Origin of the sequence: Amycolatopsis sp. NPDC049253 (assembly GCF_040678995.1) — a bacterium.
Lineage (GTDB): Bacteria > Actinomycetota > Actinomycetes > Mycobacteriales > Pseudonocardiaceae > Amycolatopsis.
Window position 1 is genome coordinate 228,589 of the sequence record NZ_JBFAQX010000012.1, and the last position, 16,254, is coordinate 244,842.

General features: G+C 69.7%; 10 protein-coding genes, 1 pseudogene and 1 riboswitch. Of the genes and pseudogenes, 8 read left to right on the forward strand and 3 right to left on the reverse strand.

From position 1 onward, the window contains the following. Nucleotides 1-3: 3 nt before the first annotated feature. Entirely contained in the window at nucleotides 4-897 is an 894-nt protein-coding gene (locus AB0K15_RS26825) for a nuclear transport factor 2 family protein (protein WP_364055942.1), read from the reverse strand. Nucleotides 898-976: 79 nt separating this feature from the next. Beyond that, nucleotides 977-2,317 (reverse strand): ankyrin repeat domain-containing protein, encoded by a 1,341-nt coding sequence (locus tag AB0K15_RS26830; protein WP_364055945.1) that lies wholly within the window; start codon nucleotides 2,315-2,317, stop codon nucleotides 977-979. Nucleotides 2,318-3,174: 857 nt separating this feature from the next. Between AB0K15_RS26830 and serA the strand changes: the two genes are divergently transcribed. The 8 genes and pseudogenes from serA (at nucleotide 3,175) to AB0K15_RS26870 (ending at nucleotide 15,021) form a co-directional block, all read left to right on the forward strand. Then, on the forward strand, nucleotides 3,175-4,773 hold the full coding sequence (serA, locus tag AB0K15_RS26835; RefSeq protein WP_364055948.1) for a phosphoglycerate dehydrogenase: 1,599 nt from the start codon (nucleotides 3,175-3,177) through the stop codon (nucleotides 4,771-4,773). A gap of 272 nt (nucleotides 4,774-5,045) precedes the next feature. Next, nucleotides 5,046-8,387, forward strand: coding sequence for a S8 family serine peptidase (locus AB0K15_RS26840; protein ID WP_364055951.1), 3,342 nt, complete (start codon nucleotides 5,046-5,048; stop codon nucleotides 8,385-8,387). Between the two features lie 293 nt (nucleotides 8,388-8,680). Further along, a complete protein-coding gene (locus AB0K15_RS26845; RefSeq protein ID WP_364055954.1) occupies nucleotides 8,681-9,721 on the forward strand; it encodes a 3-isopropylmalate dehydrogenase in 1,041 nt (346 codons plus the stop codon). Continuing rightward, nucleotides 9,710-9,850, forward strand: a riboswitch (cobalamin riboswitch). Its footprint overlaps the gene before it by 12 nt. A gap of 328 nt (nucleotides 9,851-10,178) precedes the next feature. Continuing rightward, nucleotides 10,179-10,361, forward strand: a pseudogene (locus tag AB0K15_RS26850) (iron chelate uptake ABC transporter family permease subunit); the annotation flags it as partial. Beyond that, entirely contained in the window at nucleotides 10,362-11,078 is a 717-nt protein-coding gene (locus AB0K15_RS26855; protein WP_364055957.1) for an ABC transporter ATP-binding protein, read from the forward strand. 63 nt (nucleotides 11,079-11,141) lie between these two features. Next, nucleotides 11,142-12,146, forward strand: coding sequence for an ABC transporter substrate-binding protein (locus AB0K15_RS26860; RefSeq protein ID WP_364055960.1), 1,005 nt, complete (start codon nucleotides 11,142-11,144; stop codon nucleotides 12,144-12,146). A gap of 209 nt (nucleotides 12,147-12,355) precedes the next feature. Beyond that, a complete protein-coding gene (cimA, locus tag AB0K15_RS26865; RefSeq protein WP_364055963.1) occupies nucleotides 12,356-13,978 on the forward strand; it encodes a citramalate synthase in 1,623 nt (540 codons plus the stop codon). Nucleotides 13,979-14,247: 269 nt separating this feature from the next. Continuing rightward, nucleotides 14,248-15,021 carry a fumarylacetoacetate hydrolase family protein gene (locus AB0K15_RS26870; RefSeq protein ID WP_364055966.1) on the forward strand — a complete coding sequence of 258 codons (774 nt, stop codon included), beginning with the start codon at nucleotides 14,248-14,250 and terminating at the stop codon, nucleotides 15,019-15,021. An 892-nt stretch (nucleotides 15,022-15,913) separates the two neighbouring features. Here the strand turns inward: AB0K15_RS26870 and AB0K15_RS26875 are convergent. Continuing rightward, nucleotides 15,914-16,254 (reverse strand): transposase (locus AB0K15_RS26875; protein ID WP_364055969.1); only part of this gene is annotated, 341 nt, incomplete at its 5' end.

Below are 16,254 nucleotides of genomic sequence, written 5' to 3' on the forward strand. Positions count from 1 at the left end.
GGCCTAGGCGGTCACACGGTCGACCAGCTCCTGGAGCCGGCCGGCCGCGGCCGCGAGCGCCGGGTGGTCGCCGTAGTCGCGGGACTCGACGATCTCCCCGTCGCGCACGCGCAGCGCGAAGATGTTGTTTACGCGGAACGGCGTCGCGCCCAGTTGCCCCTCGTAGGCGAATTCGCCGATCAGCACCTCGGGGTCGGTGCCCTGATAGGTGACGAGGTCCGTCGCCTGCATGCGGACGCCGATCTCCCCGGCCAGCGCGAAGTGCGCGCGCAGGTCTTCGCGGGACTTCAGCACGGGTGAGCCCGGCAGGAACGGGTGGCGGACGTCGGTGACCTCGGCGTAGAGGTCGGGCAGCTCGGACCAGCGCCGGTCGGAAACGCCGTAGCAGAGGCGCTGGAACACGCCGAGCGGGCTTTTGCGGTCGGCGAGCTGAGCCGGCCGTGGCTGGACCGGTCCGGGTTGGTGGGGCGGGACCCGGGCGTACGCCTCGGTGAGCCCGGCCGCCGCGCCCTGGACGGCGGCCATCCGCAGGTAGTCGTGGTAGTCGCGGCTGTGGACGATCAGCCCGTCGCGCACCCGCAGCATCTGGATGTTCTCGGTTTCGGTCTTTTCGCCGCTGAGCGACGATTCCACCGTGTACCGGAACTCCGCGACGATCACCTCGGGGTCCGTCGTGTCGTGGACGACGACGTCGCTCGTCGACAGCCGCAGCGTTGCCCCCAAACCGCCCACGAACCGCTCGTGCACCGCTTCCCGCCCCTCGATTCGGCCGGGGACGGGGATCGCGGTGGGGTGCTCGACGACGGTGTTCTCCGCGTGGAGCTGGGCAAGCTCGTCGAACCGGCCGGCGGTGATGCCCTCGGAAAGCCGCTCGAAGACTTGTCGGGGTGTGGTCATGGTTGTCCTCCCAGTGGATGAAACGGAGTACATAGTCCGTATCATGGGTCCGACGATACGGACTACGGACTCCGCTTGTCTACCGGGCTTTCGCCAGCAGGTCGCGCGCCGCGGGGCTGTCGCACGCGTCGGCCCAGCCTTCGGGTGTGGAGTTCCAGAGGCCGTCGCGCGCGTCGAGGTCGGCGCCGGCCTCGACGAGGACCTCGATGACGTCGAGCCGGTCGTTCTGCGCGGCGAGGTGCAGGGCGGTGATCCCGACGCCGTGTCTCGGGCCGCCGAAGGTCCCGACGCGGTTCACGTCCGCCCCCAGCTCCAGCAATGTCCGTACGGCGCCGACTTTGCCCTGCGCGGCGGCCCAGGTGAGGGCGGTGCCGCGGTAGACGTCGGCGTCGAGGTCCGCGCCGCGCTCGGCGAGGGTGCGCAGGGCTTCGGTGCGGTCGTTGCGCGCTGCCCAGCTGAGGGCTTCGTCGCGGATCTCCCGGGGATCGTCGCCGGGGTGCCACAACGGGAAACCACTGTGGGGTCGGTAGAACTCACGGTGCGCACCGGCCGCCGGCGCGAGTGTCCCGTTCGGACGGACGAGTTCGTCCAGCAGCTCGGCGTCCCCGATACCCGCCGCGACGCGGAGGTTGCGAGGGGGCCGCTCGCGCGTCGCCAGTTTTTCGGCCACAGTCTGGTTTCCCCAGAACAACGCGACGACGAGAGGAGTCCCGCCGTCGCCGCGCGCGGACACGTCGAGTGGTGCGCCGGCTTCGAGCAGCAGATCGGCGAGCAGGGGCAGGTCGCGGTAGGCGGCCTGGTGCAACGGGGTCCAGCCGTGGGCGTTGCCCCGCGCCGGATCGGCACCGCGTTCGAGCAGGACGCGCGTGAGCCGTTCGTCGCACGTAGCGCCCGCCATGCCGAGGAGGTCGTTGCCGTTGGTGCCGCGCGCGTGGACCAGCTCGGGGAACTCGTCGACCACCGCCGCCAGCCCGCCGACGTCCTTCGCCTCCAGGAGGCGAAACGCTCGCGCGAACGGTTCGCCACTGTCCGCCAGCGCGGCGACGTGCTGGCGCAACCCCCGCCACGACCCGAACCCGTGCTCCTTGGCGACGACCGTCCGCGCGCCCTCACGTGTCAACGGCTGCCCGTGACGCTCGAACGCCTCGCGCGCGCCGGCCGTCCCGTCCTCGGCGGACGCGAGCAGCCCGAGGGCGCGTTCGCTGTAGTACTCGGCGTCGGCGTGGTAGGCGTGCTGCAGATTCGGCCCGCCCTCGGCGACGCGCCGGACGTACGCCTGCAACTTCGGCCAACTCGGAAACCCGTGCCCGCGCGCGACGCGGAACTGCGCCTCGGACACCTTGATCGACTCCGCGCGCGCCAGCTCTTTCGCGCGCTTGCGCAGCTGGGCGAGATCGGGTTTGGCGGGCAACGCGGCCATCGGGGAGTCCTTCCTTCCCTCGGTCCGCCCGTGGTCCGCCGGCACCGGGCAGGGAAGAAGGCGCACGCACCGCACTTCGCTTCGGGGGTGGGCTCAGCCCTTTCCGCGGACAGGACGCGGCCCTCACCGCGCCCCGCCACTGTACCGCCCGCTTGCCCCGGTTTCGCCCCTCAACGGCAACGCCGGCTGTCGCAGGGTGCGGTCCTCGTGGACGCTGGGGCGGGGAAGGGATGAAGGTCCCCTTCACTCATTACTCGATCACTCTGGGTGTGGAACTGCGGGTGAAGGTCCCCTTCATCCGCGGCTGGGCCGGGGACGCCCCGCTGCAGCAGTGAAGGTCCCCTTCACCCGTAGGCAAGTGGCGCTGGGTTACGGCGAAGAGGCGAAGGGCCCCTTCGCCTCTTACTGGGCGGCCCTGCGGCCGTTGAAGCGATGAAGGTCCCCTTCATCGCTAGCCCGCACCCACACCAAAGACCCCCGAACGAATGAACATCCCCTCGCGCAGCCCGATCACCACGACGTAATAAATCCCTTTCACCCCAATCGCCCCACCCTCACCATCCCACCTCATCCCACCAGGTGGAACGCACAAAACATCCCACCCGCCGCACTCCCACCGCCCCCGCCCCAGCACCGTTTTCCTTGCCGCGAACCCAATCCCAGCCCCCGTGGCCCATCCCGACCCCCGACCACCCTGACCGGCCCCGCGACGGAGTTTTCGCCGGATTACGAGCGAGTTAACAACGCGGGCAGCACCGGGGCCCCCAACCGGGCTAAACTCCCGCCCATCCGGGCACAACGGCGTGCGCCGTAGGAGAGCGTCCTCGATTTCGTGACCAGATAGTGGGAGCCGCATCGTGACCAAGCCCAGCAAACCCGTCGTCCTCATCGCGGAGAAGCTCGCGCCTTCCGTGCTGAGTGTGTTCGGTGACGAGGTAGAGGTCCGGCATGTGGACGGCACGGACCGTCCCGCGCTGCTCGAGGCGGTGAAGAGTGCCGACGCGCTCCTGGTGCGATCCGCCACGAAGGTCGACGCCGAGGTGCTCGGCGCGACCACGCAGCTCAAGGTCGTGGCCCGCGCCGGTGTCGGGCTGGACAACGTCGAGGTGCCCGCCGCCACCGAGCGTGGCGTGCTGGTGGTCAACGCCCCGACGTCGAACATCGTGTCCGCCGCCGAGCACGCCGTGGCGCTGCTGCTGGCCGTCGCCCGTCGGGTGCCGGCCGCCGACCAGAGCCTGCGCGGCGGCGAGTGGAAGCGCAGCTCGTTCTCGGGCATCGAGCTCAACGGCAAGACCATCGGTGTCGTCGGCCTCGGCAAGATCGGCCAGCTGTTCAGCCAGCGCCTCGCCGCGTTCGGCACGAAGCTGATCGCGTACGACCCCTACGTCTCGGCCGCCCGCGCCGCGCAGCTCGGCATCGAGCTCGTGCCGCTCGACGAGCTGCTGGAGCGCGCCGACGCGATCTCCATCCACCTGCCGAAGACGCCGGAGACCAAGGGTCTCATCGACGCCGAGGCACTCAAGAAGACCAAGCCGGGCGTGATCATCGTCAACGCCGCCCGCGGTGGCCTCATCGTCGAGGAGGCGCTGGCCGACTCGATCCGCAGCGGCCACGTCGGCGGCGCGGGCATCGACGTGTTCGTCACCGAGCCCACCACCGCCAGCCCGCTGTTCGAGCTGCCCAACGTGGTCGTCACCCCGCACCTGGGCGCGTCCACCTCCGAGGCGCAGGACCGCGCGGGCACCGACGTCGCCCGTTCCGTGCTGCTGGCGCTGCGCGGCGACTTCGTGCCGGACGCCGTGAACGTCTCGGGCGGCGGCGCCGTCGGCGAGCACGTGCGGCCGTACCTGTCGCTCACGCAGAAGCTGGGCACGGTGCTCACAGCCCTGAGCCCGAAGGCGCCGACGTCGGTGACCGTCGAGGTCAAGGGCGAGCTGTCCAGTGAGGACACGTCGGTGCTGCAGCTCGCGGCGCTGCGCGGGGTGTTCGCCGGTGTCGTCGACGACCAGGTCACGTTTGTCAACGCGCCGCGGCTCGCCGAGGAGCTGGGCGTGCAGGTGGACCTCGTCACCGAGAGCGAGAGCCCGAAGTTCCGCAGCCTCGTCACGGTGCGTGCGGTCCACGCCGACGGCGCCGCGCTGACCGTCTCCGGTTCGGTGACCGGCAAGGACGAGGTCGAGAAGATCGTCGAGGTCAACGGCCGTCACTTCGACCTGCGCGCCGAGGGCAACGTGCTGCTGCTCGACTACCCGGACCGCCCGGGCGTGATGGGCCGCGTCGGCACGTTGCTCGGTGAGGCCGGCATCAACATCGAGGCCGCGCAGATCAGCCAGACCACCGACGGCTCCGACGCCGTGATGCTGCTGCGCGTCGACCGCCACGTGGACAGCAACGTCCTCGAGCCGATCGGCGCCACCGTGGGTGCGCACACGATCCGTGCGGTGGACTTCAACTAGTTCCGCCCGCTTTTCGAAAGCCCCTTTCCCCGTCCGAGTGGCGGGGGAGGGGGCTTTCCTTTGTGGAGTCCACCCAGACGGGCAACATTCGTATAACGGAGCATTTTCGCCACGAAAGTAGGTGTATCGGGCAGCTAGGTTCTGTGCCGCGAGGCAGAACCACGCACCGTGAGAGCACGGTGCGGCGCCGGTGCTCACCTGTCGGGGGTGGTTGATCGGGGAGCGCCAGGCAGGTTCGTGATCCAGGCCTCGAGTAAAGGGGTTGGGTACTCATGAGCAGATCCCGGTTGCCCGGGTGGGCTGCGCGTTCCACGGCTGCCGTGTCCGCGGTGGTCCTGGCCGCAGCCGTCTCCGCCGCGTCGGGCGCGTCGGCGCAGGGTGCGCCACTCGCCGACCCGGTCGCGCCGGCCAAGGTCGCCGCCGCGGGGTTGCAGGGCAAGATCTCGCCGCGGCTCGACGCCGCGCGGGGCAAGGTCACCGCGTTCGTGGAGCTGGCGAAGAAGCCGGCCGTCGACGCGTTCAACGCCGAGCAGGGCAAGGGTGCCGGCAAGGAGAAGGCCAAGCAGGCTGCGCGCGCCGCGAAGGCGGACGTCGCCGCCACGGTCAACTCCGTCGTCGGACAGCTCAAGAAGGCCGACGCGGGCACGAAGCTGGTCACGCAGACGTCGAACGCCGTCGCGGGTGCAGTGGTGACTGCAGACGCGGCGAAGATCCGTGAGCTCGCGAAGCGTCCCGACGTCGTTTCGGTGCGCACGGTCGTGCCGAAGACGAAGAACAACGCCAGTGCCGAGCAGCTCACCAACACGCTCGCGAGCTGGCAGCAGACCGGCAAGTTCGGTGACGGCATCCGCGTCGGCGTGATCGACGACGGCATCGACTACACCCACGCCGACTTCGGCGGCCCCGGCACGCCGGCGGCCTACCAGGGAGTGGACCGGACCAAGCCGTCGCCGCTGTTCCCGAGCGCGAAGGTCGTGGGCGGCACCGACCTCGTCGGCGACGACTACGACTCCGAGGGCAAGACGGGCTCGCCGACGCCGAAGCCGGACCCCAACCCCATCGCGTGCGGCGAGCACGGCACGCACGTCGCCGGCACGATCGCGGGCTTCGGCGTGAACGCCGACGGCACCACGTTCACCGGCAACTACAAGAAGCTGAACAAGAAGCAGCTCGACGCCATGCGCATCGGCCCGGGCACCGCGCCCAAGGCCCTGCTCTACGCGATCAAGGTGTTCGGCTGCACGGGTTCCACGAACGTCACGTCGCAGGCGCTCGACTGGGCACTCGACCCCGACGGCGACGGTGACTTCACCGACCACCTCGACATCGTCAACCTGTCGCTGGGCAGCGACTTCGGTGCGCCGGACGACCCCGACTCGCTGTTCGTGCGCAAGCTCGCCCAGACCGGTGTCCTCCCGGTCATCGCGGCCGGCAACGGCGGCGACCTCAACGACGTCGCGGGCTCGCCGGGCAACACGCCCGAGGCGCTCACCGTCGCCAGCAGCCGCGACGCCGGCGAGCTGAAGGACGCCCTCGACGTCACCGCCCCGACCCCGGGGCAGCAGCCGGGCCAGTACAGCCAGGACTACACCGGCTACGACACGCTCGACCTCACCGCGCCCGTCGTGCCGATCTCGGCTGCCAACAACGCGGGCTGCACCGCCTTCTCCGCCGAGGACAAGGCCAAGGTCGCGGGCAAGATCGCGTGGCTGGAGTGGGACGACAACGACGCCACTCGCGCCTGTGGTTCCGCCGCGCGCGCCAACAACGCGCAGGCCGCCGGGGCCAAGGGCGTGCTGCTGTCGTCCACTTTGGAGCACCCGGCCGCGGGCATCGCGGGCAACGCGGGCGTGCCGATGTTCCAGCTCACCGGCAAGGCCACCACGGCCCTGCGTCCGGGCCTGACCGCGGGCACGCTGACGGTGCGCTTCTTCGGCGCCGGCCGGGCGAGCCTGCAGACCACGGACAAGACCATCGTGGACACCCCGAGCTCGTTCACCTCGCGTGGTGGCCGTGGCCCGTCGGTGAAGCCGGACGTCACGGCGCCTGGTGACACGATCACGTCGGCGTTCCGTGGCAGCGGCAACGGCCGGCTCTCCATCTCGGGCACGTCGATGGCCACCCCGCACACCGCGGGCATCACGGCGCTGGTCCGCCAGACGCACCCCGACTGGAACGTCGAGGAGGTCAAGGCCGACGTCGTCGGCTCGGCCGTGCACGACATCACCGACGGCGCGGGCCACACCTACGCGCCGCAGCGTGTCGGGACCGGTCGTATCGACGCCAAGGCCGCGCTGGACAACCAGGTCCTCGCCTACGTGCAGGACGACCCGGGTGCCGTGAGCGTCACGTTCGGCACCGTCGAGGCGGCGGGACCGGTCACGCTCTCGAAGACGATCAAGGTCGTCAACAAGGGCACCACGCCGGTCGAGTACTCGGTGGCCTACGAGGCCGTGAACTCGCTGCCCGGCGTGCAGTACACAGTGGACAAGAGCTCGGTGAAGCTCAACCCGCGCGGGGTCGCGACGGTGAAGGTGACGCTGAAGATCACCGACCCGAAGGCGCTGCGCAAGGTCATCGACCCGACCATGGAGGCCGCGCAGGCCGGGCTCGCCCGCCAGTTCGTGGCCGACGCTTCGGGCCGCGTCGCGCTCACCCCGAAGAACGGCGCCACGGTGCCGCTGCGGGTGGCCGTGTACTCGGCGCCGAAACCGGTCTCGGCCATCACGACGCCGGCCGGCGTGCGCTTCGGCGGGGGCCAGAACCAGGCCGTGCTGAACCTGGGCGGCAAGGGCATCGACCAGGGGACCGGCGCGCAGCGCTACCGCTCGCTGGTCAGCGTGCTGGAGCTGCAGGCCGAATCGGCGCAGCTGCCGGAGTGCGGCGCGGGTGTCTCGTCCGACTGCACGCTCAACGGCACCGCGAAGGGCGGCGACCTGCGCTACATCGGTGCGGCGTCGACGGCTCCGCTCGCCAAGGCGCAGGGCGAACCGGAGAACGCCATGCTCGCGTTCGGCCTCACCACCTGGGGCGACTTCGCGAACCTGGGCAGCAACACGATCCCGTTCGTCGACTTCGACACGACCGGCGACGGCAAGCCGGACTTCGAGACCTTCGTGACGAAGGCGACGGGCACCGACGTGCTCCTGGCCGCCACGGTGTCGCTGACGCAGGCGGGCAACCCGACGGTGGACCTGCAGGCGGTCAACGGTCAGCTCGGCGACGTCGACACCAACGTGTTCGACACCAACGTGATCGTGCTGCCGGTCAGCATCGCCGCGCTGGGCATCGACCCGAACGAGGCGTCGCACCGGATCAGCTACACCGTCGGCACGGCGGGGTACTACGTCGCGCCGGGCAGCACCGACGGGCTGATCGACTTCGTCGGCACGCCGATCTCGTTCGACGCGCTGGCGCCGGCGTTCTCGGTGCAGGGCGGCGGTGACGCGGCCCTCGGCTACGTCGCCAAGCCCGGCACCCAGCTGGTGGTCAACCGCAACGCGGCGGCCGTCGCCGGTGACAAGCCGAAGGGCCTGCTGGCGATCGAGCACCACAACGCGGCCGGCTCGCGCGCGGGTGTCGTGCGGATCGAGTCGGCGGTGACGCGGCCGTGAGGTGGGGCCCCGTCACCCGGCAGGACGGGGTGACGGGGTCCTCCGATCGGGGAAGGCGTGTCTCGCTGGTCACATTCCCCGAATAGCGGTGATAGGGGGCTTTCCGGGTCGTTGCGACCCGGGAGGCCCCCTTTGTCTTTCACCCGTTCAGGTGTCTCACCCTGCGGGAGGATGCGGCATAAGGGTGGTGCGGCTACGTCGTCTTGTCTACGGCCGGTAACCTTCCGCTGCTGGCGTTTTCTTGCGGATGGGCCATCGGTGCGTTCGATGGCCTGGTCTACGGAGGTGTGTGGATGCGGCTCGCGGTGATCCCAGGTGACGGGATCGGGCCCGAGGTGGTCTCCGAGGCGCTCAAGGTGCTCGGTGAAGTAGCACCGACGGCGGAGATCACGAACTACGACCTCGGTGCCGCGAGGTGGCACTCGACGGGGGAGCTGCTCCCCGAGTCGGTGCTCGGCGAGCTGCGTCAGCACGACGCGATCCTGCTCGGCGCGGTCGGCGACCCGACGGTGCCCAGCGGCATCCTCGAGCGCGGCCTGCTGTTGCGCCTGCGCTTCGAGCTCGACCACCACGTAAACCTGCGCCCGGCGCGCCTGTACCCGGGCGTGCGCGGCCCGCTGGCCGACGCCGGCGAGGTCGACATGGTCGTGGTGCGCGAAGGCACCGAAGGCCCGTACACCAATAACGGTGGCCTGCTGCGCAAGGACACCGAGCACGAGGTCGCCACGGAGGTCAGCGTCAACACGGCGTTCGGTGTCCGCCGCGTCGTCGCCGACGCGTTCAACCGCGCCGAAGAGCGGCCGCGCAAGCACCTCACGCTCGTGCACAAGACCAACGTGCTCGAGTACGCCGGGTCGCTGTGGTCGCGGATCGTCGAGGAGGTCTCGCTGGAGCACCCCGACGTCACGGTCTCGTACTCCCACGTCGACGCCGCCACGATCCACCTGGTCACGGACCCCTCGCGCTTCGACGTGATCGTCACCGACAACCTCTTCGGCGACATCATCACCGACCTGGCGGCCGCCGTCACCGGTGGCATCGGCCTCGCGGCCAGCGGCAACCTCGACATCACCCGCCGCAACCCGAGCATGTTCGAGCCGGTCCACGGCAGCGCCCCCGACATCGCCGGCCAGGGTCTCGCCGACCCGACGGCCGCCGTGCTCTCGGTGTCGCTCCTGCTCGACCACCTGGGCCACAAGGAGGCCGCGCGCCGCATCGAGGCGTCGGTGGCCTTCGACCTGGCGACGCGCGACCAGGCGTCGCCCGGCACCACCCAGGCGATCGGCGACCGGCTGGCCGCGCTCGTCTCGTCGAACGTGCGCTCCGTCAGCTGACGTTGTCGTAAGGAACCCCGCCGCGGAAGCCGGTCGAAATCCGGCGCTGACCCGCAACGGTAGGCCCGCGGTCTGTGCTCTCACAGACCGCGGGCGAGCCCGATACCGGCGGTGGTTCTCGCACCACCCTCGTCCCTCCCGTCGTGGTCTACGGGAGACGACACCCCTCCTCTCCTTGGCGTGGCTGCCGTCTTCGTTGCGTGGACCCTGAGCAGATCGGGTCCTGCCGGTGCCACCTCCGAAGTTCTCGTCGTCTGACGGTCCGGGCGCCACGCCTTCTTTTCCTCCGGCCTCCGACGGGTCGCCTCCGGCGTCGCCGACCAACGGCGAATCCGACCTCGGCGATCCTGGCGCTGACTCAGCCGCTGCCGGCCCGGCGTTGCCGTTCAGCGGCGAACTCAAGCCCGGCGCCGGATCCGCTGATGTTTCGCCGTCGGCCGGGCGCTACTCGCACGATCACCGGCGAGTGCTCGCCGTCGCACCCCTCGCCGGCGCGGTTTTCCTCGTGTGGGTGGACGTCGCCGCACGAGTGCTCGCGGCGCCCGAGGAACTGCCGATCGGCGTGCTGACGGCTGCCGTCGGCGTCCCCGCGTTCCTGCTGCTGATGCGGCGGCGCGCCTACGTGTTCGGAGGTGCGTGAATGGACCTCTCGATCGAGGGCGTCAGCGTCGACGTGGCCGGTCGCGCGATCGTCGAAGACGTCACCCTCGAAGCCGCGCAAGGACGGTTCGTCGCGCTGCTCGGTCCCAACGGCAGCGGGAAATCGACGACTCTGCGCGCGGTCTACCACGTGCTCAAGCCTTCGAAGGGTGCCGTGCTGCTCGACAATCGGCCCCTTGAGGATCTTCAGGCGCGTGACCGGGCGCGGGCAATCGCAGCCGTCGCGCAGGAATCCCACACGGAGTTCGACTTCACCGTCGCCGAGGTCGTCGCCATGGGTCGCCTGCCGCACCACGGCCTGCTCGACCGCATGACCGCCACGGATCGGCAAGTGTGCGCGGCCGGGCTCCAGCAGGTCGGCCTGGCGGACTTCGCCGACCGCGGTGTCCTGACGCTTTCGGGCGGCGAACGGCAACGCGTCCTCATCGCGCGAGCCCTCGCGCAGGAGCCGCGGATCCTCGTGCTCGACGAGCCCACGAACCACCTCGACATCCGCCACCAGCTGGAGATCCTCGCCCTCGTGCGGCGAAGCGGCCCGACCGTGCTGGCTGCGCTCCACGACCTCAACCTCGCGGCCGCCACATGCGACACCGTGCACGTCCTCGACGGCGGCCGCCTCGTCGCGAGCGGAACGCCCGCGCAGGTGCTGACTCCCGATCTGCTGGCCGAGGTGTTCGGCGTGCGCGCCACGTGGTGACGCATCCGGCGACCGGCCGGCCCCAGCTGTTGTTCGACCGGCTCGACTCCGAGGAGGACAGTCATGCGTAAGACGATCGCGATGGTCCTGGTGGCCACGCTCTCCGTGACCGGCTGTGGTGCCCAGGTGTCCGAAGGGGACAGTGGCGTCGCGCTGGCGGGCTATCCCGTGACGGTGACCAACTGCGGTCAGCCGCTCACCATCCGAAAGCCGCCGTCGCGAGTGGTGACCAACGACATCGGCATCACGGAGCTGATGTTCGCCCTCGGCCTCGACGACCGGATGGCCGGCTACGTCGTCGACAAAGGACAGTCGGGTGTCGTCGCGTCTTCGCCGTGGAAAGCCGATTTCGCGAAGGTGCCCAAGCTCGCCGAGAAGATCAACCGCGAAGTCGTGCAGGGCGCCGGCGCCGACCTGGTGTTCGCGGGGTGGAACTACGGCTTCTCCGAGAGCACCGGCTTCACGCCCGACACGCTCACGCAGCTCGGCATCCAGAGCTACCAGCTGACCGAGGCCTGCCGCAACGGCGTCGGCAAGCAGCGCGGCATCATGCCGCCGCTCGACGCGCTGTACACCGACCTGCGCAACCTCGGCAAGATCTTCGGCGTCAGCGACCGCGCGGAGAAGTTGGTGAAGCAGTACAGCGACCAGGTCGAGGCCGTCACGAAGGCCGTCGCCACTCAGGGGCAACGGCCCAAGGTGTTCCTCTACGACGACGGCCGCGACCAGCCGTTCACGGCCGCCCGCAACGCCGGCCCCGACGAGATCATCACCAAGGCGGGCGGCACCAACATCTTCTCCGACGTCGACGACAGCTGGACGACGGTAAGCTGGGAGGGCGTGGTCCAGCGCGCGCCCGACGTCATCCTCATCAACGACTACGGCGGCGAGGTCGGCACCGTCGCCGACAAGGAGAACTTCCTCCGCTCACAACCAGGCCTGCGTGACATCCCGGCCGTGAAGCAGGGCCGCTTCTTCGCCTTGCCCTATGCGGCTCTGGTGGAGGGCCCGCGCAACGCTTCGGCCGTGCAAGCGTTCGGCGCGTACCTGGCCGGCCTGCCCCGTTGACCGGCTCCCAGGAAGTGGGAAGCTCCGCCCGGCACTTGGATGCCGGACGGAGCTGTGGCATCATGCAAACCATGACCGCCATCTCGATCATTATCGCCGAGCGCGCCGGATAGACGCTCCACAAGAGCTTCCGGCGCGCAACCTCTCGCACCCATGCGGGAGGTTTTTTTGTTGCCAGAAACAGGTTTTGCCCGCCACAAGGAGACACCGTGACCCGCACGGAGCCCGCCGAAACGCCCCTCGGTGACGCCTTCCACCTCTACGACACGACCCTGCGCGACGGCGCCCAGCGCGAAGGCATCACGTACTCCGTCACCGACAAGCTCGCCGTCGCCCGGCTGCTCGACGAGCTCGGCGTGGGCTTCATCGAGGGCGGCTGGCCGGGCGCGTTGCCTAAGGACACGGAGTTCTTCGCGCGGGTGGCGAAGGGCGAGCTGGAGCTGAAGCACGCCGCGCTCGTCGCCTTCGGGTCCACCCGCAAGGCAGGCACTCGTGCGTCCGAGGATCCGCAGGTCCGTGCGCTGTTGGACTCCGAAGCGCCCGTGGTCACCTTGGTGGCGAAATCCGACCTGCGGCACATCGAACGCGCGCTGCGTGTCGACGTCGAAGAGGCGTGCGCCATGGTCCGAGACACCGTCGCGTTCCTGACCGGCGAGGGCCGGCGCGTGTTCCTCGACGCCGAGCACTTCTTCGACGGATACGCCTTTTCACCCGACACCGCGCTGCGAGTACTCGACGCCGGCGCCAGTGCCGGCGCGGACGTCCTCGTGCTCTGCGACACCAACGGCGGCCAGCTGCCGCTCGGCCTCGCGGAGACCGTGCGCGAGGTCAAGGACAAAACCGGGTTCCGGCTGGGAATCCATTGCCAGGACGACACTTCCTGCGCCGTGGCGAACTCCGTCGCCGCGGTGCAGGCCGGCGCGACGCACGTCCAGTGCACCGCGAACGGTTACGGGGAACGGGCCGGCAACGCCGACCTGTTCGCCGTGACGGGAAACCTCGTGACCAAGCTCGGAATGGAGGTCCTCCCGATCGGAGGCGCCACCGAGCTCACCCGGGTCTCCCATGCACTTGCCGAAATTGCGAACCTCGCACCCGACACCCACCAGGCCTACGTCGGGTCGTCGGCCTTCGCCCACAAGGCGGGGCTGCACGCGAGCGCGATCAAGGTGGATCCGTTGCTGTACAACCACATCGATCCATCTTCAGTCGGCAACGGCATGCGGGTACTGGTCACGGAGATGGCTGGCAGGGCCAGCCTCGAGCTCAAGGGACGTGAACTCGGGGTCGACCTTGCCGGCCGGCCCGAAGCGCTGACGAACGCGGTGCGCAAGGTGAAGGACCTTGAAGCGGAGGGCTGGTCGTTCGAAGCCGCCGACGCGTCGCTGGAGTTGCTGCTGCGCCGCGAAGTCGAGGACGTGTCCGGTGAGGAGCCGGTGACGCCGCCGTTCCAGCTGGAGTCCTACCGCGTCGTCCTCGACCACCGGTCCGACGGCGAGGTCGTTTCGGAGGCGACGGTGAAGGTCCACGTGAACGGGCAACGCGTCATCGCCACGGCCGAGGGCAACGGACCGGTGCACGCGATGGACGCCGCCCTACGGGAAGCGCTCAGCCCCCACCTGTCCTGGTTGGACGCCGTGGAGCTGTCCGACTACAAGGTGCGCATCCTGCCGTCCAACCCGGGCACCCACGCGGTGACCCGTGTCCTGCTCGAATCCAGCGATGGTGAGCGGGAATGGACCACTGTCGGCGTGCACGGGAACATCGTGGAGGCGAGCTGGATGGCGATGTGCGACGCGCTCGTCCACAAGAGCCTCACGGCTCGCGTCTGAGATCCGCGGCTCCTTTCTGCGGGGTTCGTCGGGTGGGGTGTGTCGGGTGGCTGCGTCGGTGGCTGTGCGGTCAGGTTGACGCATGGCCGGCGTGGACGTCGAGGATTTCCGGTGAGAAAGCGGGCGAACGGACCTCTCGTGCACGTCGCGGCGATCGATCCGCAGGTCGCGGCGGACACGAGGGGCCCATTCGCTCCGGGGCGGCGCGAGGGGACCGTTCGCGCCGCCGGGGGCGAGCGTCTCGGCGGCGGCGTACGTAGACTGGCCGGGTGCGTCTAGCCCGTATTGCTCATCCCAGTGGTGGTGTCGCGTTCGCTTCGATCGAAGGCGAGGGCGACGACGCCCAAGTCCTGGAGATCGCCGAGCACCCGTTCGGCCAGCCGAACTTCACCGGCAAGCGGTGGCCGCTCGCCGACGTCCGCCTGCTCGCGCCGATCCTGCCGTCGAAGGTTATCGCCGTCGGCCGGAACTACGCGAAGCACGCGGCCGAGTTCGGCAACGAGGTGCCGGCGGCGCCGATGCTGTTCATCAAGCCGTCGACCACGGTCATCGGCCCCAACGTGCCGATCCGTCGCCCGCGTGACGTCGGTCGCATCGACTTCGAAGGCGAGCTGGCGATCGTCATCGGCCAGCCGGTGAAGAACGTTTCCGCAGACCGTGCGGCGAGCGCGATCCTCGGCTACACGGTGGCCAACGACGTGAGCGCCCGCGAACTCCAGAAGTCCGACGGCCAGTGGGGCCGCGCGAAGGGCTTCGACACGTTCTGCCCGCTCGGCCCGTGGATCGAGACGTCGATCGATCCGTCGGACCTGGCGCTGCGCAGCGAGGTCAACGGCGACGTCAAGCAGGACGGCCGCACGTCCGACCTCGTGCACAAGGTGCCGGAGCTGGTCGAGTTCATCTCGGGCGTCATGACGTTGCTGCCCGGCGACATCATCCTGACCGGCACGCCGGAGGGCGTCGGCCCGATCGTCGACGGCGAGTCGGTCTCGATCACCATCGAAGGCATCGGCACCCTGACCAACCCGGTCCAGGACATCTGACTTCGGTTCGCCCCGAGGCCCGCCGGCCGCTCGCCTCTGAATGGCGACGGTCGGCGGGCCTCCGTATTTCCGGGGCGGTGACTGAAGTCACTGGCTCGTGTCTGGTTCGGCTTTCGCCGTTTGGTGGCGACGGTGTTTTGGCCTCTCGCCGGGTGCTGGGGCTGTTGCCGCTGAGTGGCGAACGGCAGGATCGGCAGGTTGGCTGATGGTTTTCTGCCTCTGATCACGGCGACGTCGGGTGTCGCCACTGAACGGCGACGCTTGGAGCCCTGCGGCCCGGTCTGGCTACGTGTTGCCACTCAACGGCGACGCCTTGGCCGGCCGGGTGGCGGTCGCCGAGCTGGAACTTGCCGGGATGCGGAGCTTCGCGGCCCGGTCGAGTGGACGTTTGCCGCTCAGCGGCGACAGCTTGGCCGACCGGAAAAGGTGGTCGCTCAGCTCGGATGTGCCCGGCGACCGAGGCTCGCGGCGCGGCCGGGCGTGTCTCTGAGCGGCGACAGTTTGATCGGCTGGGAACTCGTCGCCGAGCCGGGAGGCGCCTGTTGACCAAGCCTGGCGGCGCGGTCGGGCTGGGGTTGTCGCTCAGCGGCGACAGCTTGGCCGGCCCGAAAGTGGTCGCTGTCGCTGGGAGTCGGCGGGGCACAAAGGTTTGCGGCAGGGTCGGGTTCGGCGTTGCCGCTCGGCGGCGACCCCCTGGCGAGCGGGGGGAAACTAGTCCCTGAACTGGGAATCGCCCGGTGATTGAGCCACGCGGGCGCGGCCAGGTGGGCGTCGCCCCTCAGCGGCGACGCCTTTGGCCGGCAGGGGATCTGGTGCTCGCTCGAAGTCGATCGGCGATCGAGCCGCGTGTGCGGTGTGGTCACGTGGTGGCGGGCCCCTAGCTAGTGCTGCGTCACGCAACGTTGGGTAGGTAATCCGGGCGGCGGATCTTCGAGTTGACTGCGAAGTGACGCTTCGGGTGGCAATGGCGGTTGCGCCAGCGGACGTAGCCGGCGATCGCGGCTTCCTGAGCAGCGTGGGATGGGTAGTCGCTGCCATCGAGGCTGAAGTAGCGCAGCGCCGTGAACTCGCACTCGATCCAGTTCAGCCACGAGGCGTTGCTCGGCGTGTAGACCAGCTCGGTGTCGTGACCGGCGCACCAGTCGGTGACCTCGGCTTTGCCGTGCGGGCCATAGTTGTCGCAGACCAGATAGAGCTTGCCGACCGGGAAGCGACGACGCAGTTGCTTGCAGA